Raw genomic sequence first — 20,875 nt, forward strand, 5'->3', positions numbered from 1 at the left:
GCCAACCGGGAATGTGGGCCATTCGGCACCCCCGACACGCAGCTACCCCATGCTTGGCTATCTCATATCTGAGATACAGTCGTTTGGTGACTGAGGGCTACCTGCGCCGTATCGGCAACCTGATCCGCGATGCACGCAAGCACCGGGGGTGGACGCAACAACAGCTGGCTGAGGTGCTCGGCACCAGCCAGAGTGCTGTGAACCGGATCGAACGAGGTCATCAGAACCTCTCCCTGGACATGCTCGCGCGGATCGGTGAGGCGCTCGACTCCCCGCTGGTGAGCATCGGGCAGGGTCCGACCCACCTGCGCGTCAGCGGACCCACGACGCTGCGCGGCTCGATCGAGGTGAAGACCTCCAAGAACGCCGGGGTCGCGCTGCTGTGCGCCTCGCTGCTCAACCGCGGCCCGACCACGCTGCGCCGGGTCGCGCGGATCGAGGAGGTCAACCGGCTCATCGAGGTGCTCGAGAGCATCGGTGTGAAGGTCCGCTGGCTCAACGCCGAGAACGACCTGGAGATCACTCCCCCGCCCAACCTCGACCTGAGCCGCATCGATCAGGAGGCGGCGCGCCGTACCCGCTCGATCATCATGTTCCTGGGCCCGCTGATGCACCGCAACAGCGACTTCGAGCTGCCGTACGCCGGCGGGTGTGACCTCGGCAGCCGCACCGTGGAGCCCCACATGACCGCACTGCGGCCCTTCGGGCTGCAGGTGAAGGCCACCGAGGGCAGCTACCACGCGCAGGTGCAGACCGGCATCGTCCCGACCCGGCCGATCGTGCTGATCGAGCGCGGCGACACCGTGACCGAGAACGCTCTGATGGCCGCGGCGCTGTGCGACAGCACCACCACGATCCGCAACGCCAGCTCCAACTACATGGTCCAGGACCTGTGCTTCTTCCTGCAGAAGCTCGGCGTCCAGATCGAAGGCATCGGCACCACCACCCTGGTGGTCACCGGCTGCACCGACATCGACGTCGAGGTCGACTACTCCCCGAGCGAGGACCCGATCGAGGCGATGTCGCTGCTCGCAGCCGCGATCGTCACGGACTCCGAGATCACCGTGAAGCGGGTGCCGATCGAGTTCATGGAGATCGAGCTCGCGGTGCTCGAGGAGATGGGCTTCCGCTACCGGCTCTCCGAGGAGTACCTCGCGGCCAACGGCCACACCCGGCTGGTGGACGTGAGCACGCTGCACTCGGTGCTCCGCTCCCCCATCGACAAGATCCACCCGATGCCGTTCCCCGGCCTCAACATCGACAACCTGCCGTTCTTCGCCGTGATCGCGGCCACCGCGCAGGGCCAGACGATGCTGCACGACTGGGTCTACGAGAACCGGGCGATCTACCTCACAGAGCTGAACAAGCTCGGGGGCAAGGTCACGCTGATGGACCCGCACCGGGTGATGATCGAGGGGCCCACCCGCTGGTCGGGCACCGAGGTCGTCTGTCCCCCGGCGCTGCGTCCCGCGGTGGTGATCCTGCTGGCGATGCTGGCCTCGAAGGGCACCTCCGTGCTGCGCTCGACCTACGTCATCCACCGCGGCTACGAGGGCCTCGCCGACCGGCTCAACGAGCTGGGCGCGCAGATCGAGACCTTCCACGACCTGTGAGTGACTCACCCCGTGCGGGGTGAGTAGGAACGCGGATGCCCGGCGGCGATTCGAGGAGCATCATCGACTCGTGCCGGTGAATACTGCGACCGTGATGGAGGAGCCGAACCCGCGCTCGCCCGGCGTCCCTGTGACCGGGTTCAGCTATCTCGACGACCGCCCGCCCGGGTCGGTCGTGGCGATGGCCCACCGCGGGGGCGCCCTGCACCCCGACCTCCCCGGCGCCGAGAACACGATGCACGCGTTCCGGCACGCGGTGTCCCTGGGCTACCGCTACCTGGAGACCGACGTGCACGCGACCAGCGACGGTGTCCTGCTGGCGTTCCACGACGCCGCGCTCGACCGGGTCACGGACCGGGTGGGCCTGCTCGTCGAGCTCACCTCCGAGGAGGTGGCCCTGGCGCGGATCGCCGAGGTGCACGCCGTGCCCACGATGGCCGAGCTGCTCGCGGAGTTCCCCGACTGCCGGTTCAACATCGACCTGAAGTCCCCCGGGGCGGTGGCTCCCCTGGTGGAGCTCCTCGACCGGGCGCAGGCCCACGAGCGGGTGTGCGTCGGGTCGTTCTCCCGGAAACGGATGCGGGCCTTCAGACGGGCGACCGGCGGCCGGGTCGCCTCCAGTGCCACCCCCGACGAGGTGGCGGCCGTCAGGTTCGCGCTGCCGCTGCGGACCAGGGGCGCCGCGGTGCTGCAGGTGCCCTGGCGGCACAAGCGCCGCAGAATCACGGTGACCACTCCCGGGTTCGTACGCCGGGCACACCGCGCCGGCCTGCACGTGCACGTGTGGACCGGCGACGAGAACTCCCGGTGGGTCTCCATCGACGACCCGGAGAGCCTGCACGCCCTGCTCGACATGGGCGTCGACGGGCTGATCGTGGACCGCACCGACGTGCTCAAGGACGTGCTGACCGACCGAGGACTATGGAGGGACCCCGCATGACCAGCTCACCACCGGCCGGGATCGCAGACCTGGAACCGCTCGCACGCCGCAAGGAGCAGCGCGCGTGGTACTTCTACGACTGGGCGAACTCCGCGTTCAGCACCACGGTGGCCGGTGTCCTCTTCGGCCCCTACCTGATCGCGATCGCCAAGGAGGCCGCGGTCGACAACCGGATCCAGGTGCTCGGGCTCTCGATCGCGCCGGGTGCGCTGCCGTCGTACACGATCACCGCCTCGACCCTGCTCTCCGCGGTGCTGCTGCCGTTGCTGGGAGCCGTCGCGGACCGGACCTCGCGCAAGAAGGACCTGATGGCGGGGTTCGCCTGGGCGGGCGCCGCCGCGGCGTCGCTGCTGTTCTTCGTCCAGGGCGACAACTGGCAGCTCGGCGTCGTGGCGTTCATCGTGGCCAACCTCTGCTTCGGTGCGGCCGCGGTGTTCAACGACGCGCTGCTGTGCCTGATCTCGACCGAGGACGAGCGTGACCGGGTCTCCTCGACGGGCTGGGCCTACGGGTACGCCGGCGGCGGCCTGCTGCTGGCGCTGAACTTCGTGCTGGTCAGCCTGCAGCCGTTCGGGCTCACCGAGGGGATGGCGGTGCGGATCAGCCTGCTCTCCGCCGCGCTGTGGTGGGCCGGGTTCACCCTGATCCCGTTCCTGGGGCTGAAGAACCGGCCGCCGGAGCACGTGGTCCCGGAGACCGGGGGCTACGTCTCGCGCAGCTTCGGCCAGCTGTGGTCCACGCTGAAGAGCCTGCGGGACTACCCGGTGGCGCTGACCTTCCTGGTCGCCTACCTGTTCTTCAACGACGGCATCCAGACCGTGATCGCCTCGGCGTCGATCTACGGCGTGGAGGAGCTGGAGTTCTCCACCGGCACCGTCCTGGCGACCTACCTGGTGGTCCAGTTCGTCGCCGTCTTCGGCGCCCTCGGCTTCGGCCGGTTCGCGGCCCGCTACGGCGCCAAGTCGGTGATCCTGGCCGGCCTGGTCATCTGGATGATGATCGTCACCGCGGCGCTGTTCGTCCCGAAGCGGCAGCTCGTCGCGTTCCTGCTGCTCGCCGTCGCGATCGGGATCGTGCTGGGCGGCACCCAGGCGCTGGCGCGCTCCTACTTCAGCCTGCTCATCCCCCGCGGCCGTGAAGCGGAGTACTTCAGCTTCTACCACGCGATGGAGCGGGGGACGAGCTGGTTCGGGACGCTCGTCTTCGGCCTCGTCTACCAGCTGACGGACTCCTACCGGCCCGCGATCTTCGCCCTGATCATGTTCTTCGTGATCGGCGGCCTGATCCTGCTCAAGGTGGACACGGCCAAGGGCATCCGGGAGGCCGGAAACCAGGCTCCAGCGACGGTGTGACCAAGAACATCCACGGCTGGAGACCCTCGCAGATGTGCGTGGGAATCCTTGATGCGTCACACTCGTTGGACAACGTGATGGCCCGGGACCACCGGTGCCGACATACCGATCACCCGAACCGGCGTCATGGCCGGGCTTTCGAACCGTCGTCGCGGCGGTACCGATGAGGGGTACGGCGTCCGCGACTCTGGTCGCGGAAGCAGAATTTTGGAGGTTCTCATGGGAGAGCGCACGCTACGCGGAGCCCGACTCGGGGGTCAGAGCTTCGAGGACGAGCGGGGCATCGAGTTCGCCGCCCGTCAGCAGGTCGGCTACCGCTGTGCCCACGGGCACGAGTTCGAGATCACGATGTCGGTCGAGGCCGACGTCCCCGCACTGTGGGAGTGCCCGCGCTGTGGCGCGGAGGGACGAGCCACCTCCGGCATCGAGCCCGAGGTCAAGGACGTCAAGCCGGCCCGCACGCACTGGGACATGCTCCTGGAGCGGCGTTCGCTCAAGGAGCTCGAGGACATCCTCACCGAGCGTCTCGAGCTGCTCCGCGGCGGCGAGATCGGCCCGGCGCACCTGCACCGTCCCAGCGCACGCAAGAAGAAGGCAGCCTCCCGCTGAGTGATCAGCGAGGCGGTTGCTGACCGGCCTCGGGCCCCTCGTCGGGCCAGTCGTCGACGACTTCGCCCTGGACCACCCCGTTGTCGGGGAACCCCGGTCCGGGGCTTTGTCGTGCCCAGCCCGGCGGGGTCCAGGGGGGCTGGGTGCCTCCCTGCCGGTTGCCCGGCTGCGGGGGCGTGGTGAAGGAGGCCCCGAGCAGCCGCCGGCTGATCGCGCCGGCGAGCACGCGCCGCCCCAGGGGCCTGGTGATCGGGAGGATGCACAGGATCCCGAGGATGTCGAGGACGAAGCCCGGCGACAGCATCAAGATGCCGCCCACCAGGACCAGGATCCCGTCGGCCAGCTCGCGGGCCGGCATCCGGCCCTGCTGAAGTGCGGCCTGCAGCGCCCGCCAGGCGCGACTCCCCTCCCGCTTGACCAGCCAGGAGCCCAGCAGGCTGTCGGCGATGAGCAGGAGGATCGTCCACCAGGCCCCGATGACCTGGCCGACCTGGATGATCACGTAGATCTCCACCAGCGGCACCACCACGAAGGCGATCAGCAGCAGCCACCACAGGGAGCTCCGCCTCTTGGTTGTGCTCATGTCTGGTCAACGTCCGGGTGACCGGGGGTGTTCCGGTCTGGCCGTTGCGTACGCCGCTGTTCTCTCTTCTGGTCCCTCTTCTGGGCCAGCCGCGGGCTGAGCTGCCGGAACCGCTCGCTGATCCCCCACCGGGTGATCCGCTTGAGCGACTCCGTCGCCACGTCCGCGCTCATCTTGGAGTCGCCGCGCTCGCGCTCGATGAACTCGATCGGCACCTCGACGACCCGCATCCCCGCCTTCGCGGTGCGGTAGGCGAGATCGGCCTGGAAGACGTAGCCCAGCGACTGGATCTCGTCGAGCGGGAGCCGTTCGAGCGTCGTACGACGGAACAGGCGGTAGCCGGCGGTCGCGTCACGCACGTGGATGCCCAGCAGCAGCCGGATGTAGAGGTTGCCGCCCCGGGAGAGCAGCTCGCGCCGCAGCGGCCAGTTCACGATGCTCCCGCCGCGGATCCACCGGGAGCCGATCACCAGGTCGGCCTCGGCCAGGGCCTCCAGCAGCCGGTGCAGCTGCTCGGGCTGGTGGGAGCCGTCGGCGTCCATCTCGCCGATGACGTCGTAGCCGCGGTCCAGGGCGACCCGGAAGCCGTGCAGGTACGCCGCGCCGAGGCCCTGCTTCTCGGCCCGGTGGAGGACCGTGACGTGCGGGTCGGACGCCGCGATCCGGTCCGCGAGCTCGCCGGTGCCGTCCGGGGAGTCGTCGTCGACGACCAGGATGTCGAGGTCGGGCTGTGCCACCCGGAGACGATCGACGACCACGCCCAGGTTGAGCGCCTCGTTGTAGGTCGGCATCACCATCACGGTGCGTCCGGGGCCAGTCATGCGCTGAACCTATCCGGAGTCTCGTGGCCGGTCGCGATGGGTGCTGGGGGCAGGGCGGGGGGAGCTAGGGAACCTTCGGACCGCTCACGCCCTGACTGGATGTCAGAGTCGCATGCGTTGTCTACTGGTCGCCGCACTCCCCCCGTGTCCTCCCGCCGTTGCCACGCTGCCCGACCCGCCAAGTGCAGCCTCCGCGACCATCTTGGTGAGATGGCCCGAAACTGCATCCGTCGGGCGAGTGACTGACGTTCTGCCCGGAGTAACGCCGAAACCCTCACCCGCCCGGCTAGTTGCTGTCAACACCGGTCCCACCAGCCGTGACACAACGAAATCGCAGGTCAGCGCGTTGTGCAGGACTGAAGGAAAAATCTGTGATTTGTTCTACGGGGCGGCGTGTCGTGCCGGACACGCCGCGGTGTGGTCCAGTGCTGGTCCACCTACGGGACCACCACGGTGCCGGTCGCAGTGGTCGCCACCACTGGCTCGTCGAGGACCCGCGCCGAGGAGCCGGAACCACCGCTGGTGTCCCCGCGGGCGACCACCAGCAGCTCGAACTCGATCAGCCGCGACCGCCGGCCCTTCCGGACCAGGGTGCCCCTGGCCTCCACCACGTCGCCCGCCCGCACCGGGGCGCGGAACTGCACGTCGGAGTAGGAGGCGAACAGCCCTTCGTCGCCGTCGGTGCGGATGCACAGCTCGGTGGCCACGTCGCCGAACAGGCCCAGGCCCCACGCGCCGTCGACCAGGGACCCGGCGTAGTGCGCGTGGGCGTAGGACACGTAGCGACGGTGCACGACCGTCAGGCCGACGCCTGCGGGCTCTGCGGGGGTGCTCACGACGCCTCCTGGGTGCTCGCCAGCCGGTGCACCAGGTAGCTGGCCACCTCACCGGGGGTCGTGCCGCGGGTGAAGACGCGGTCGACCCCCAGCTCCTCGGACATGGTCTCGTCGAACCGCGGGCCGCCGACCACGAGCAGCGGCCTGCGCGCGGGCGGGAACGCCTCGCGGAACGCCGCGGACATCTCCCGGGTGTTCAGCAGGTGCGCGTCGCGCTGGGTGACCACCTGGGAGACCAGGACCGCGTCGGCCTGCTCCGCCACCGCCGACTCGACCAGCTGCGGGACCGAGACCTGGGCGCCGAGGTTCACGACCTTCAGCTCGCGGTAGTACTCCAGCCCCTTCTCCCCCGCGAACCCCTTGATGTTCAGGATCGCGTCGATGCCGACGGTGTGGGCGTCGGTGCCGATGCAGGCCCCCACGACCACCAGCCGGCGGCGCATGGACGCCCGGACGGCCGCATTCACCTCGGCCGGGGTGAGCAGCTCGTAGTCCCGCTCGACCACCTCGACTGCCGAGGGGTCGACCAGGTGGTTCACCCGGCCGTAGACCACGAAGAAGGTGAAGTCCGGGCCCATCGGCTTCGCGTGCGCGACCAGGGCCGGCTGCATCCCCATCTTTCCGGCCAGCTGGATCGCAGCGCCCTCGGCGACCTTGGAGTGCGGCATCGGCAGCGTGAACGACAGCTGCACCATCCCGTCCCCGGTCGTGTCGCCGTACGGCCGCAGCAACCGCTTCCCGCCGTCATCACTGGCGGTTGAGCTTGTCGAAGCCACGTCACTCCTCCAGGATCTCGGTTGCGGGGTTGTAGTACTCCGGTGCCTTCTCGACGACCCCGTCCAGCCCCCGCCCGGCGTCGGCCGGGCGCTTCATCAGCCCGAAGGTGCCGTCGGCGATCGCCGCGAGCAGGGGCGGGTGGCCGCTGCTGTCCCGGTCGCCGGCGATCCGGTCCAGCAGGTCGATCGCCTCGCCGAGCACCTGCCGGGCACGCTGGACGATGAAGCCGTCGGGGGCAGGGCGGAAGTCCTCGTGCAGCGAGCCCGCGGCCTCCAGCACGTAGCGGACGTTCTGCAGGGCCAGGTCGCGGTCGCTGATCCACGGCGTCACCACGGCCTCGGTCATCATCCCGACCAGCAGGATCCCCTGGCCGGTCAGCGCACCCGCGAGGTTGAAGAACCCGTCGAGCAGGTAGCCGCGGAAGATGTCGCCGGTCATGTGGCGCGTGGGCGGCATCCACTTCAGCGGGGCGTCCGGGAACAGCTCCCGGGCGAGCAGCGCATGAGCCAGCTCCATCCGGAACGACTCCGGGACCGCCGGGTCGATCTCGAAGGCGTGGCCCAGGCCCAGCTGCCAGTCCTCGAGGCCGGCCTCCTTGGCGAAGTACTCGTTGAGCAGCTGGCTGGTGGTCACCGTGTGCGCCGCCTCGACCGCGTCGGCGGTGGTGAGGTAGTTGTCCTCGCCGGTGTTGATGATGATCCCGGCCCGCGCGTGCACCTGCCGGCTGAACCGCTGGTCCACGAAGGTGCGCACCGGGTTGATGTCGCGGAACAGGATCCCGTACATCGAGTCGTTGAGCATCATGTCGAGGCGCTCCAGGCCCGCGAGCGCGGCGATCTCGGGCATGCACAGGCCGCTCGCGTAGTTGGTCAGGCGCACGTAGCGCCCCAGCTCCCGGCTCGACTCGTCGAGCGCCGCGCGCATCAGGCGGAAGTTCTCCTGGGTGGCGTAGGTGCCGGCGAAGCCCTCCCGGGTCGCCCCCTCGGGCACGTAGTCGAGCAGCGACTGCCCGGTCGAGCGGATCACCGCGATCACGTCGGCGCCCTCGCGGGCGGCCTGCTGGGCCTGCGGGATGTCCTCGTGGATGTCCCCGGTGGCCACGATCAGGTAGATCCACGGTTGCCGGGGCGCGTCCCCGATCTCGGCGACCAGCTGCTCGCGCTCGCGCCGGCGCGCGTCGATGCGGCGTACGCCGGCACCCACCTGGGCGCGGGCGGCCTCCCGGGCCCGCTGGGCCGCCGGCCCCTCGGGGACGCCGAAGCGGGCCGAGCCCGAGGACGCCTTCTGGGCCAGGGTCTCGAGGTCGTCGGCCTCACCGCGGAGCAGGGCGTCCCACACCGGCAGCGCGAGCCCGTGCTCGAGACCGACGTCGGCACGCACCGCATCTGCGAGCCGGTTGACCCACGGGGTCCCGTCCGGGTCGGCCCCGGCGAGCCCGGCCAGCCGGAGCGTGGCCCGCTCCACCGAGACCGTGGTGTGGGCCCGGGCCAGCTCGACGATCGGCTCCCCGACGGTGCGGGCCAGGCTGCGGGCCCGGCTCACCGTCGCGGTGTCCAGTCCCAGCTTGTTCTCGATGCCGCTCACGCCTCGAGCCTCCTGTCGAAGAGCCGCCGGACAGCCGGTTCGCCCCGGACGATCTCCAGGGCGAGCTCCGCGTGGCCGGGGACGTAGCCGTTGCCGACGATCATGGTCACGTCCGCCGCGAGTCCCTCGGCGCCGAGGGCCGCGGCACTGAACGAGGTGGCCATCGAGAAGAACACCACCGTGCCGCCGTCCGCGGTGCACAGGATCGCCCCGCCCTCGCACCCGGGCACGTCGACGCACACGATGGTGAGGTCCGCGGGTCCCCCCGCGGCCGCGGTGACGGCGTCACGCAGCGCCACCGGGTCCCGGGCGTCGCAGGTCACCACCACGTCGGCGAGACCGGCACCGGGGCCCTCGGGACCGAGCAGGTCGGCCTCCCCCTGGGTGGGCACGACGGCGACGGTCCGCCGGGCGCCGGCGCGGCGGGCGGCCGCGAGGCACAGCGACCCGGACTTCCCGGCCCCGCCGATCACCACGACCACCGGGTCGGCGTACCTGCGCACGTGGCGCTCGGCCAGCGCGGGCGCACCGCACACGTCCATCACCGCGAGCGCGAGCGGGGCCGGCAGGTCCTCCGGCAGCCTGGCGGCGACGCTGCGGCCGAACAGCACGGCGTAGCCGTCGGCGGGCACCTGCTCGGACCGGCCGTCCCAGCGGGCGAGCCCGTCCTCGATCACCAGCGGGGTCAGGGTCAGGGACACCAGCGTCGCCACCCGGTCCCCCACGGCCAGGCCGAGGGGCGAGGCCTCCCCCACCTCCTCGACGGTGCCGACCAGCATCCCGCCGGAGCCGGTGACCGGGTTGTGCATCTTGCCGCGGCTGGCAACGATCTCGAGCACCTCGCGTCGTACGGCGTCCCCGTCGCCGTCGTGCTTGGTCTCCAGCTGCCGGAAGGACGCGGCGTCGAGGTTGAGCCGCTCGATCCGCACCCGGACCTCGGTGTCGCGCACGACCGGGTCCGTGTCCAGCCTCCACGCCGCCTGCGGGAGCACCCCCGACGGTTCCAGCACCCGGTGCATCCCGACCGGGTCACCTGCCATTTGTTCCACGACTGACGCAATCCTTCCGGTGAAACCCGATAAGTACGGGAGATCTTGCGGTTCGCAGTTGGTGTACCCGCAAGATGATGCTCATACTGTCTCAGGTAGGGGACGGCAGAGCCAAACACCGCGCACGGCCCGGCGTAGGAGGAGAAACACATGAGCATCGAGACGCCCATCGCCGCCGTAGGCCACGGGCTGAACGGGCAGGCGGCTCAGCCCTACTCCTACCGCCGGGTGGACCTGGTCGAGCCGGACTGGACCCGGTTCCCGGGGTGGCGCGGGGTCACACAGGCGCAGTGGGAGAGCGTCCAGTGGCAGCGCGCGCACTGCGTGAAGAACCTCCGCCAGCTCCGTGAGCTGCTCGGCGACCTCCTCGACGAGCACTTCTACGCCGATCTGGAACGCGACCAGGCCGAGCGGGCGACGATGTCCATGCTCGTCACGCCGCAGATGATGAACACGATGGCGCCCGACCTCGTCCCGGCCGGGCCGGGGTCGCTGACCGAGGCGTTCTACGCCGACCCGGTACGCCGCTACATGATCCCGGTCTTCTCCGACCGCCGTACGGACTGGACCTCGCACCCGTACTCGAGCCGTGACTCGCTGCACGAGCACGACATGTGGGCAGCCGAGGGGCTCACCCACCGCTACCCCACCAAGGTGCTGGCCGAGCTGCTGCCCACCTGCCCGCAGTACTGCGGGCACTGCACCCGGATGGACCTCGTCGGCAACTCGACCCCGACGGTGGACAAGCTGAAGTTCCTCGGCAAGCCGGTGGACCGGCACGCCGGGATGCTCGACTACCTGCGCGTCCACCCCGAGGTGCGCGACGTGGTGGTCTCCGGCGGCGATGTCGCGAACATGCCGTGGGCGCGGCTCGAGGAGTTCCTCACCCGGCTGCTGGAGATCGACAACGTCCGTGACGTCCGGCTGGCGACCAAGGCGCTGATGGGCCTGCCCCAGCACTGGCTGCAGGACGAGGTCCGCGAGGGGATGGAGCGGGTCTGCGCCACCGCCCGGTCCCGTGGCGTGGCGATCGCGCTGCACACCCACGTCAACCACGCCAACTCGGTGACGCCACTGGTGGCCCGGGCGGCGGCGGCGATGTTCGAGGCGGGCGTGCGGGACGTGCGCAACCAGGGGGTGCTGCTCGACGGCGTCAACGCCGACCCGCACGCGCTGCTCGACCTGTGCTTCCGGCTGCTCGACGGGGCGCAGATCATGCCCTACTACTTCTACCTGTGCGACATGATCCCGGCGGCCGAGCACTGGCGGATCCCGGTGTCCGCGGCCCAGGACCTGCAGCACCACATCATGGGCTACCTTCCGGGGTTCGCGACCCCGCGCATCGTGTGTGACGTGCCGTTCGTGGGCAAGCGCTGGGTGCACCAGCTCAGCGACTACGACCGGGAGCGGGGCATCTCGTACTGGACGAAGAACTACCGCACCTCGATCGAGGCCGACGACACCGACGCCCTGACCCGCACCTACGAGTACTACGACCCGATCCACTCGCTTCCGGCCGAGGGCCGGGCATGGTGGTCCTCGGTCCGCTAGTCCGCCAGCGGGTGCGCGAGCTCGTCCTGCGGCATCCGCGCCCACACGATCGCGACGATCGCGACCACGCCGGGGAGCAGCCCGGCGATGAAGAACGTCGTGCGCATGCCGAGCAGGTCGGAGACGGGGGCGGCGAGCGCCATCGAGACCGGCATCAGGCTGACCGAGAGGAAGAAGTCCAGCGAGGCGATCCGGCCGAGCATGTGTGCGGGCACCCGGCGCTGAAGCAGCGTTCCCCAGATGACCATCGGTGCCGAGAACATCGCGCCGAAGACGAACGCGGCGACCACGATCATCCACACGTCGGTGGCGAGCCCGATCACGATCATCGGCAGGCAGCCGATGCCCCAGAGCAGGTTCATCACCGTCAGGTAGCGCCGGGGCAGCTTCACCGCCGCCACCGCCAGCGCCCCGATGGCGCCGCCGATGCCGAAGGCAGCCATCACCAGCGCGTGGTCGCCCGGACCTCCGCCGAGCTTGTCCTTGATCAGGAACGGGATCAGCACCTCGAAGGGCCCCATGATCGCCAGCAGCATCAGCGAGACGAACAGCAGCGACGCCAGCAGCCACGGCGTACGCACCATGTAGCCGAAGCCCTCGCGCACGTCGCGCAGGGCCGAGGACACTGCGCCACCCTGCTCCGCCGTTTCGAAGTCCCGGCGGACCGCCGTGAGCGGCACCAGTGACAGCGCGAGCAGACCTGCCAGCGAGGCACCGGCCGCGACAGCCACCGCTGCGCCGGCGGAGGCCGCACCCACGACCGCGCCCGCGACGCCGGGTCCCACGGCCTGGCCCAGCGTCGGCCGGACCATCCCCTCGAAGCCGTTGACGGCCTGGAGGTCGGTCTCCTCCACCAGCGCCGGCAGCCAGGCCGAGTAGGCCGGGTAGTAGAAGGCCATCCCCGTGCCGGCGACGAAGGAGACGGCCGCGAGGTGCCACACCTGGGTGAGGTCGAGCAGCGAGAGCACCGCCACCAGGGACATCCCCGCGAGCTCGACCGCGGCGACGCAGAGCAGGATCCACTTCTGCGGCACCCGGTCCGCGACGACGCCGCCGAGCAGCGCAGGCAGCAGTACGCCGACCGCACCGGCCGTGGAGACCAGGGACAGCTGTCCCGGGCCGCCCCCGATGCGGATGACCTCCCAGACCAGGGCGACCACCCACACCCCCGACGCGAACGTCGACAGGGCGAGGGCGAGGGCGAGGCGGCGGTAGGGACCCCGTCGGAACGGGCGCAGGGCACGGGCAAGTGACGGCCCGCCGCCCGCGGGCGCGAGGCCCGCAGCAGCGTCGTTCGTCCCGGTCGCCCCGGACCGGGTGGCCTGCTCCGTCATGGTGTCCTCCTCCGGGAACAGTGTGCGGGCGCGGACTGACAGTGCCCACTGGTTTTCGTGCGCGTGCTGGCACGAATCACCGGCATACCGGCCCGTGCGTGGGGGAACATCTCCTCCATGCCACGACTGAGGACGGTCTCCCCGAGCAGCACGGGCCTGAGCCGGCGGCGCGCGGGGTCGGGGTTCTACTACCTGGACCAGGCGGGCCTGCGGATCACCGACCCCGACGAGATCCAGCGGATCCGGTCGCTGGCGATCCCGCCGGCCTGGAAGGACGTGTGGATCTCGCCGTACCCCAACGGGCACATCCAGGCCGTGGGGACCGATGACGCCGGCCGTCGCCAGTACCTCTACCACCCGCACTGGCGGATCAAGCGGGACCAGATGAAGTTCGACCGGGTGCTCACCGCGGCACGCCAGCTCCCGGCAGCCCGTGAGGCGATCTCGCGCGACCTCGCCCTGGAGGGGATGCCCCTGGAGCGGGTCAGCTCGGTCGCCGTACGCCTGCTCGACCTGGGCTACTTCCGGATCGGCAGCGACATCTACGCCGAGACCAACGGGTCCTTCGGCCTGACCACGCTGGAGAAGCGGCACGTGCGCAAGCAGCGGGACCGGCTGGTGTTCAAGTTCACCGGCAAGTCCGGGATCGAGCACAGCATCGAGATCGACGACCCGGAGGTGCTCGCGGTGCTGGAGTCCCTGCGCCGGCGCCGCGGCGGCAGCGCCCGGCTGCTCGCCTACCAGCTGCAGCGCCGCTGGCGCGACCTCGACTCCACCTCGGTGAACACCTACCTCAGCGGGCACCTGCAGGACCTCACCGCCAAGGACTTCCGCACCTGGCACGCCACCGTGCTGGCGGCCGCCGCCCTGGCCGCCTCCTCCGAGCCCGGGGACACCAAGCGTTCGCGGCAGCGGGCGATCAAGGCGGCGGTCTCCGAGGTCTCGGAGTACCTCGGCAACACCCCGACGATCGCGAAGAACTCCTACATCGACCCGCGGGTGATCGACCTCTACGAGAACGGCACCACGATCGACCCCGAGCTGGTGAGCAGGGAGTACGACTCACCCGCGGAGAAGCAGCGCACCCTCGAGGCGGCGGTCCTCGACCTGCTCAGCTGAGCTAGGAGGTGTGGTGCACCTCCTGCAGCCCGTAGACCGGAGTGTCGATCCCCTCGTGACGGGCCTTGAGCTGGAGCGCGAGGTAGAGCGAGTAGTGCCGGGACTGGTGCAGGTTGCCGCCGTGCATCCACAGGTTCTCCACCTGCGTCGGCTTCCACATGTTGCGCTGCTCCCCTTCCCAGGGACCGGGGTCCTTGGTGGTGTCGGACCCGAGGCCCCAGACCTTGCCCAGCCGGTCGGCGGTCTCCTGGTCGATCAGGTCGGCGACCCAGCCGTTCATCGAGCCGTAGCCGGTGGCGAGCACGACCACGTCGGCGGGCAGCTCGGTGCCGTCCTCGAGGACGACGCCGTCCTCGGTGAGGTGATCGACCTGGCCACGCACCAGCTTGACGTCGCCGTTGGCGACCAGGTCGGCCGCGCCCACGTCGATGTAGTAGCCCGAGCCGCGGCGCAGGTACTTCATGAACAGGCCCGAGCCGTCGTCGCCCCAGTCGTGGTCGAAGCCGGCGCCCTCGAGCCGCTCGTAGAAGTCGCGGTCCCGCTCGCGCATCTGGTCGTAGAGCGGGATCTGGAAGGTGTGCATGATCCGGTAGGGCAGCGAGGCGAAGACCATGTCGGCCTTCTCGGTCGTCATCCCCGACGCCACCGCCCGCTCGGAGTAGAGGTCCCCGAGACCGATCTCCATCAGGCTGTCGCTGCGCACGATGTGGGTGGAGCTGCGCTGCACCATCGTCACGTCGACGTCGTTCTCCCACAGCGCGCCGCAGATGTCGAAGGCGGAGTTGTTGCTGCCGATCACCACCACCTTCTTGCCGCTGTAGGGGTCGGGTCCCGGGTGGGCCGAGGAGTGGTGCACGTCGCCGCGGAACAGGTCGGTCCCGGGGATCTCCGGGATGTTGGGTTTGCCGGACATGCCGGTGGCGAAGACGAGCTGGGTGGGCCGCAGGGTCAGCGGCTGCCCCTCCCGCTCCACCTCGACGGTCCACTCCCCTCCCCCGGAATCAGCGGAGCCCGGTGACCAGGTGGCGCTGGTGGCGGTGGTGCTCGACCAGTAGGGCACCTCCATCACCTTGGTGTAGGACTCCAGCCAGTCGCCGATCTTGTCCTTGGGCGCGAACACCGGCCACGTGTCGGGGAACTTCAGGTAGGGCAGGTGGTCGTACCAGACCGGGTCGTGCAGGCACAGCGACTTGTAGCGGTTGCGCCACTGGTCGCCGGGCCGTGGGTGCTTGTCGATCACCAGGGCGGGGACGCCCAGCTGGCGCAGGCGGGCCCCGAGGGCGATGCCGCCCTGCCCGCCCCCGATGACCAGCACGTAGGGCTGCGTGGTGCTGCCCAGGCTCTCCGCCTCGTCCTGGAGCTTCTCCTTCCAGGTACGGCGATCCTTGTTGGCGCCGTGCTCGGCGCCCATCGGCCGGTGGGTGCCCCGAGGCTCCTCGTGACCCTTGAGCTCGTAGAGAGCGGTGAGCAGGGTCCACGCCCGGTCATGGGCGCGGTCATGGGCCCGGTCGACTGGCTCCTCGTCGCCGTTCTCCTGCCTGAGCCGGAGCAGGCCGCGGCCGCGCCCCACGCCGGTCTCGAAGGTGATCCAGGCGGTGATCACCCCGTCGGCCTCCTCGGGGGGCTCCTCGGTCGCGAAGCCGGACGGATCGGTGCCCTCGAGCGTCTGGGTGAGCAGGTCGGTGACTCCCTCGCGCCCCTCGACGGTCCTCAGGTTCCAGGTGAAGGCGACGAGGTCGCGCCAGAAGCTGTCGGTGGAGAACAACCCCGCCGCCCGGTCCACGTCGCGGGCCTGCAGCGCCGACTCGAAGTCGCCGAGCCAGGCGTCGACGCGGGACTGGGGGGTGGGGCCGGTGGGAGCCTGCACGTTCTCCCGCTCGGGGGCCTGGGTCATGGTCTCTCCTTCGCCTACATTGGTGTGACCGAGCACACACCACCGGGAGGTCCCGGTGACAGGGTTGCAGCACGTTGCAATCCCTGCCGTGCGGCGGGGAGGTCACTGGGAGGCGACATGGACGAGCTCCAGCTGCACCGCAGCCGCGACGCCGTGCTCTCCGGCGATGGTGCTCCCGACGCTCCCCGCACCACCGTGGCCGCCTCCTGGCGCCGCGTCGCCGCGTGCGGGCTCGAGCCCGGCTCGGTCCCCGACGTCCCCCCGCTCTCCGGCTCCGAGCTCGAGGCCCGTCGCGTCCGCAGCGGCCTGGCCGAGTTCGTGCCCCGGCTGGCCGAGACGCTCTCGCCGGTCACCGACGCGGGTCAGCTGGTCGTGGTGGCCGACGCCGAGGGTCGGGTGCTGTGGCGGATCGGGTCCAGCGGCGTACGCCGGATGGCCGACGGTCTCGGCTTCGTGGGCGGCTCGGCCTGGACCGAGAGCAACGTCGGGACCAACGCCATCGGGACCGCCCTGGTCCTCGGTGAGGGAGTGCACATCCAGGGGCCCGAGCACTTCGTGGAGTCCCACACCGCCTGGGGGTGTGCCGCGTCCCCGCTGCGGGACCCGTGGTCGGGGCGGACCCTGGGGGTCGTGGACGTGAGCGGCCCCTCGCGCGGGATGCACCCCGCCGAGCTGGCGCTGGTCGAGATGGCCGCCCGGCTGACCTCGATGGAGCTCGTCGAACGCCGGCGGGCCGACCTGGACCGGCTGCGGTCGACGGCGGCGCCGTTGCTGGCCACGATCGCGGGCGACGCCCTGGCCGTGGACGCCGATGGCCACCTCGCGGCAGCGGTGGGTGCCCGGATGCCGGAGCGGGTCGCGCTCCCGGACGACCTCACCGGTGGGGCGGTGTGGCTGCCGCACCTCGGCCGGGCCCACGCCGAGCCGTTGGCGGGTGGCTGGCTGCTCCGGCTCGACGCCGAGCCCCACCAGGCGCCCTCGTCCCTGGTCCTCGACCTGACCGGGACACCCTGCCTGCGGGTCGAGGGGCCGAGCGGGTCCTGGGCGCGACGGCTCTCGCCGCGCCACGCCGAGATCGTCGCCGCGATGGTCGAGTCGGGTCACGGGGGACGCACCGCCACGGGGCTCGCGCTGGACCTGTTCGACGACGAGCAGCGGGCGGTCACGGTGCGTGCGGAGATATCCCGGCTGCGACGGGTGGTGGGCAGCGTGCTGCTCTCGAACCCCTACCGGATCGCGCCCGGCGTCGCTTGCTCGGTTGCGCTCCCGGCCGAGCGGGCGGCTGTGCTGCCGGGCTCGAGCGCCCCCGTCGTGCAGCGGCTGCGCGACCGGACCCCGGAACGATGATTCTCGCGCCCTTCCCGGGTCAGTCCCGGCGACACCGAACCTAGGAGAAGCCGATGCAGAAGATCGTCCCGTACCTGTGGATCAACGACGGCAAGATCGAGGAGGCGGTGGACTTCTACTGCGCGCTCTTCGAGGACAGCCGGATCCTCGGCAGCACCGAGCACGGCCCCGACGCCGGCGCCTACGCCGGGCAGAAGATGACGATCGACTTCGAGCTGATGGGCCAGCCCTTCGTCGCGCTCAACGGCGGCGACACCAGGTTCGAGGCCAACGAGTCGGTCTCGTTCTCGGTCCCCTGCGACACCCAGAAGGAGATCGACCGGTGCTGGGACACCCTGGTGGAGGGTGGCGAGCCGTCGATGTGCGGCTGGCTCAAGGACCGCTACGGGTTCAGCTGGCAGGTCGTCCCGACCGTGCTGGAGAAGATGATGTCCGACCCCGACCCCGAACGGGTGCAGCGGGTCGTCGAGTGCTTCATGAAGATCGACCGTCGTGCGTTCCGCATCGACGAGCTCGAGGCGGCGTACGCCGGGTCCTGAGCCGTCCTCGGCGAAATCAGTGCGCCGGACGGTTCTCGTACGGCGTGGAGAGCACGATCGTGGTGCGCGTGGAGACGTTGGCCGTCGCGCGGATCCGGGCCAGCAGGTCCTCGAGGTCCGCGGGCGTCCCCACTCGGACCTTGAGGATGTAGGACTCCTCCCCCGCCACCGACCAGCACGACTCGATCTCGGGGATCGACTCGAGCCGCTGGGGGTAGTCGTCGGGCTCGGAGGGGTCGAACGGGGTGATCGAGATGAACGCGGTGAGCGGCTTCCCCGCTGCCGCGTGGTCGATGGTGGCGCCGTACCCCAGGATCAGCCCGCGCTCCTCCAACCGCTTCACCCGCTGGTGGACCGCGCTGGTCGAGAGACCGGTCGCCTTGCCGAGGTCGGTGTAGGACATCCTCCCGTCGTCGGCGAGAAGTCCCAGGATCTGACGATCGATGTTCTCCACGGCCGAAGCCTAGGGGGGCTGTGGGCGCCTAGACTCCCCGAGTGGCTGATCGGCTGATGCTCCTGGACACCGCTTCGCTCTACTTCCGCGCCTTCTTCGGGGTGCCCGACACCGTCCGTGCCCCGGACGGGACGCCGGTCAACGCCGTTCGAGGACTGCTGGACTTCATCAGCCGCCTCGTGGACGAGTACGAGCCCACCCACCTGGCCTGCTGCTGGGACAACGACTGGCGCCCGCAGTGGCGGGTTGACCTGCTGCCGTCGTACAAGGAGCACCGGGTGGTGGCACCCCGGGCCGAAGCGCCCGACATCGAGGAGGTCCCCGACCCCCTCGAGCAGCAGGTCCCGCTGATCCGGGCCACGCTCGAGGCGTTCGGGATCGCGATCGTGGGTGCCGACCACTACGAGGCCGACGACGTGATCGGCACCCTCGCCACCGACGCGGGGATGCCGGTCGACATCGTCACCGGCGACCGGGACCTCTTCCAGCTCGTCGACGACGACGCGCAGGTGCGGGTGCTCTACACGGCGCGCGGTGTCGGCAAGCACGAGCGGGTGGACAACGCCTGGGTGCGGGAGCGCTACGACGTCAACGCGGACCAGTACGCCGCCTTCGCGACCCTGCGCGGGGACTCCTCCGACGGGCTGCCCGGGGTGGCGGGGATCGGCGACAAGACCGCGGCCCTGCTGCTGAACAGGTTCGGTGACCTCGACGCGATCATCGCGGCGGCCCTCGACCCCGACGGGGACATGGGCCCGGGACCACGCGGCCGGATCAAGGCCGCCCTGGACTACCTGGAGGTGGCCCCGAAGGTCGTCGCGGTCGCGCGCGACATCGATCTCGGCGCGCCCGACCTGACGCTCCCGGACTCCCCCGCCGAGCCGGAGATGCTCGCGGCGATCGCGGAGCAGTGGGGCCTGAGCAGCCCGGTCGCGCGGCTCGTGAACGTGCTCGAGAACTGACCCATTCGGAGAAACCCCTTGTGCAGAGGGGAAATCCCCCTCTCCACCTGCGTGCTCCGGGTTAGGTAATCAGCCGGAAACGATTCGGGTAGGACCGCGAAACAAGCACTCCCTACGTTGCTCGCAATTGCGGAGCACACCGTCGTGCGCCACCGGTACGGGCCCACCAGGGGCGCACGTCGAGAGGGAACCCAATTCCATGAAGCACCGTCGCCTGCGCGCGATCACGAGCACATCCGTCGCCCTCGCGGCCGCCCTGGCGCTGAGCGCCTGCGGCGGCGCCAAGACCGGAGAGGAGTCGGCGTCCGCGAAGTCCTGCGTGAAGACCGACGGTGACAGCGTCAAGATCGGTCTGCTGAACTCCCTGTCGGGCACCATGGCGATCAGCGAGAGCACCGTCTCCCGCTCCCTGAAGCTGGCGGCGGAGGAGATCAACGCAGCCGGCGGCGTCGATGGCAAGCAGCTCGACGTCGTCCAGGAGGACGGCGCCTCCGAGCCGGCGAAGTTCGCGGAGAAGGCCACCAAGCTGATCCAGAAGGACTGTGTCGCCGCGGTGTTCGGTGGCTGGACCTCGTCGTCGCGCAAGGCGATGCTGCCGGTCTTCGAGGGCAACGACGCGCTGCTGTTCTACCCCGTGCAGTACGAGGGCCTCGAGTCCTCGCACAACATCTTCTACACCGGTGCCACCACCAACCAGCAGATCGTGCCGGCGATGGACTACCTGAAGAAGGAGGGCGTCAAGTCGATCTTCCTGGTCGGCTCCGACTACGTCTTCCCGCGCACGGCGAACAAGATCATCAACGCCTATGCGGAGGCCAACGGCATCGAGGTCCTCGGCGAGGAGTACGCCCCCCTCGGGCACACGGAGTTCTCCACGATCGTGAACAAGGTGAAGGCCTCGAAGGCGGAGGCGGTGTTCAACACGCTCAACGGCGACTCCAACGTCGCGTTCTTCAAGCAGTACAAGAACGTCGGCCTCACCGCCGCCAAGATGCCCGTCGTCTCGGTGTCGATCGCCGAGGAGGAGGTCGCCGGTGTCGGCGTGGAGAACCTCGTCGGCCAGCTCACGGCCTGGAACTACTACCAGACGGTGGACTCGCCGGCGAACCAGAAGTTCGTGGCCGCGTTCAAGAAGAAGTACGGCGCCGACAAGGTGACCTCCGACCCGATGGAGGCCGCCTACACCTCGCTCTACCTCTACAAGGCGATGGTCGAGAAGGCCGGCTCGTGGGACGTGGAGAAGGTCATCGACGCCTCGGACGGCGTCAGCTTCGAGGCGCCCGAGGGCACGGTCACGATCAACGGCGACAACCACCACATCGCCAAGACCTTCCTGATGGGCAAGGTCGGCAAGGACGGCCTGATCCGGACGGTCGGCTCCTCGGACGGCCCGATCGAACCGGACCCGTTCCTCAAGGGCTACGACTGGTGGAAGAGCTGAGTCTCCACTCCTGAATCGGGTTCCCGGCCGGACCTCCCACCGGCCGGGAACCCCTCCTCTCGACTCACCC

The 20,875-nt window shown here is 70.1% G+C and carries 19 protein-coding genes; 10 read left to right on the top strand and 9 right to left on the bottom strand.

The window, feature by feature from the left end; all coding sequences use genetic code 11:
* The first annotated feature begins 86 nt into the window (after positions 1 to 86).
* From AC4BGB_RS01040 to AC4BGB_RS01055, 4 genes are all read left to right on the top strand, one after another.
* Positions 87 to 1,613, top strand: a complete 1,527-nt coding sequence (locus AC4BGB_RS01040; protein WP_490544108.1) for a helix-turn-helix domain-containing protein — start codon at positions 87 to 89, stop codon at positions 1,611 to 1,613.
* A gap of 76 nt (positions 1,614 to 1,689) precedes the next feature.
* Entirely contained in the window at positions 1,690 to 2,553 is an 864-nt protein-coding gene (locus tag AC4BGB_RS01045) for a glycerophosphodiester phosphodiesterase family protein (RefSeq protein WP_490544109.1), read from the top strand.
* Positions 2,550 to 3,905: an MFS transporter gene (locus tag AC4BGB_RS01050; RefSeq protein ID WP_490544110.1), complete on the top strand. Its 1,356-nt coding sequence runs from the start codon at positions 2,550 to 2,552 to the stop codon at positions 3,903 to 3,905. Before AC4BGB_RS01045 ends, AC4BGB_RS01050 begins: the two co-directional genes overlap by 4 nt.
* A 219-nt stretch (positions 3,906 to 4,124) precedes the next feature.
* Positions 4,125 to 4,514 (top strand): RNA polymerase-binding protein RbpA, encoded by a 390-nt coding sequence (locus tag AC4BGB_RS01055; protein WP_490544111.1) that lies wholly within the window; start codon positions 4,125 to 4,127, stop codon positions 4,512 to 4,514.
* 4 nt (positions 4,515 to 4,518) lie between these two features.
* Here AC4BGB_RS01055 and AC4BGB_RS01060 read toward each other — a convergent pair whose 3' ends face one another.
* From AC4BGB_RS01060 to kdd, 6 genes are all read right to left on the bottom strand, one after another.
* Positions 4,519 to 5,097: an FxsA family protein gene (locus AC4BGB_RS01060; RefSeq protein WP_490544112.1), complete on the bottom strand. Its 579-nt coding sequence runs from the start codon at positions 5,095 to 5,097 to the stop codon at positions 4,519 to 4,521.
* Positions 5,094 to 5,918, bottom strand: a complete 825-nt coding sequence (locus AC4BGB_RS01065; protein ID WP_490544113.1) for a polyprenol monophosphomannose synthase — start codon at positions 5,916 to 5,918, stop codon at positions 5,094 to 5,096. Before AC4BGB_RS01065 ends, AC4BGB_RS01060 begins: the two co-directional genes overlap by 4 nt.
* Positions 5,919 to 6,355: 437 nt before the next feature.
* Positions 6,356 to 6,754, bottom strand: coding sequence for a 3-aminobutyryl-CoA ammonia lyase (kal, locus tag AC4BGB_RS01070; RefSeq protein ID WP_490544114.1), 399 nt, complete (start codon positions 6,752 to 6,754; stop codon positions 6,356 to 6,358).
* Positions 6,751 to 7,530, bottom strand: a complete 780-nt coding sequence (gene kamE / locus AC4BGB_RS01075; protein WP_490544115.1) for a lysine 5,6-aminomutase subunit beta — start codon at positions 7,528 to 7,530, stop codon at positions 6,751 to 6,753. Before kamE ends, kal begins: the two co-directional genes overlap by 4 nt.
* Before the next feature lies 1 nt (position 7,531).
* Positions 7,532 to 9,115, bottom strand: coding sequence for a lysine 5,6-aminomutase subunit alpha (gene kamD, locus AC4BGB_RS01080; RefSeq protein ID WP_490544116.1), 1,584 nt, complete (start codon positions 9,113 to 9,115; stop codon positions 7,532 to 7,534).
* A complete protein-coding gene (kdd, locus tag AC4BGB_RS01085) occupies positions 9,112 to 10,155 on the bottom strand; it encodes an L-erythro-3,5-diaminohexanoate dehydrogenase (RefSeq protein WP_490546766.1) in 1,044 nt (347 codons plus the stop codon). Before kdd ends, kamD begins: the two co-directional genes overlap by 4 nt.
* Positions 10,156 to 10,314: 159 nt before the next feature.
* Between kdd and AC4BGB_RS01090 the strand changes: the two genes are divergently transcribed.
* Positions 10,315 to 11,715, top strand: a complete 1,401-nt coding sequence (locus AC4BGB_RS01090; RefSeq protein ID WP_490544117.1) for a KamA family radical SAM protein — start codon at positions 10,315 to 10,317, stop codon at positions 11,713 to 11,715.
* Here the strand turns inward: AC4BGB_RS01090 and AC4BGB_RS01095 are convergent.
* Positions 11,712 to 13,049, bottom strand: a complete 1,338-nt coding sequence (locus tag AC4BGB_RS01095; RefSeq protein ID WP_490544118.1) for an MFS transporter — start codon at positions 13,047 to 13,049, stop codon at positions 11,712 to 11,714. The two genes, AC4BGB_RS01090 and AC4BGB_RS01095, sit on opposite strands and share 4 nt — an antisense overlap.
* A gap of 117 nt (positions 13,050 to 13,166) precedes the next feature.
* Between AC4BGB_RS01095 and AC4BGB_RS01100 the strand changes: the two genes are divergently transcribed.
* A complete protein-coding gene (locus AC4BGB_RS01100) occupies positions 13,167 to 14,168 on the top strand; it encodes a DNA topoisomerase IB (RefSeq protein ID WP_490544119.1) in 1,002 nt (333 codons plus the stop codon).
* A 1-nt stretch (position 14,169) separates the two neighbouring features.
* Here AC4BGB_RS01100 and AC4BGB_RS01105 read toward each other — a convergent pair whose 3' ends face one another.
* Positions 14,170 to 16,062 carry a flavin-containing monooxygenase gene (locus AC4BGB_RS01105; protein WP_490544120.1) on the bottom strand — a complete coding sequence of 631 codons (1,893 nt, stop codon included), beginning with the start codon at positions 16,060 to 16,062 and terminating at the stop codon, positions 14,170 to 14,172.
* A gap of 117 nt (positions 16,063 to 16,179) precedes the next feature.
* On the opposite strand from AC4BGB_RS01105, the gene AC4BGB_RS01110 reads away from it, so the two are divergent.
* Together AC4BGB_RS01110 and AC4BGB_RS01115 are read left to right on the top strand one after the other, a co-directional pair.
* A complete protein-coding gene (locus AC4BGB_RS01110) occupies positions 16,180 to 17,409 on the top strand; it encodes a GAF domain-containing protein (RefSeq protein ID WP_490544121.1) in 1,230 nt (409 codons plus the stop codon).
* A 53-nt stretch (positions 17,410 to 17,462) separates the two neighbouring features.
* Entirely contained in the window at positions 17,463 to 17,948 is a 486-nt protein-coding gene (locus AC4BGB_RS01115) for a VOC family protein (RefSeq protein WP_490544122.1), read from the top strand.
* A 16-nt stretch (positions 17,949 to 17,964) separates the two neighbouring features.
* Here AC4BGB_RS01115 and AC4BGB_RS01120 read toward each other — a convergent pair whose 3' ends face one another.
* Entirely contained in the window at positions 17,965 to 18,402 is a 438-nt protein-coding gene (locus AC4BGB_RS01120; protein ID WP_490544123.1) for an Lrp/AsnC family transcriptional regulator, read from the bottom strand.
* A 41-nt stretch (positions 18,403 to 18,443) separates the two neighbouring features.
* On the opposite strand from AC4BGB_RS01120, the gene AC4BGB_RS01125 reads away from it, so the two are divergent.
* On the top strand, positions 18,444 to 19,364 hold the full coding sequence (locus AC4BGB_RS01125; RefSeq protein WP_490544124.1) for a 5'-3' exonuclease: 921 nt from the start codon (positions 18,444 to 18,446) through the stop codon (positions 19,362 to 19,364).
* 199 nt (positions 19,365 to 19,563) lie between these two features.
* Positions 19,564 to 20,805, top strand: coding sequence for an urea ABC transporter substrate-binding protein (urtA, locus tag AC4BGB_RS01130; RefSeq protein WP_490544125.1), 1,242 nt, complete (start codon positions 19,564 to 19,566; stop codon positions 20,803 to 20,805).
* The last annotated feature ends 70 nt before the right edge of the window (positions 20,806 to 20,875 follow it).

The sequence above is a fragment of the Nocardioides sp. Z30_9 genome, from assembly GCF_058215735.1.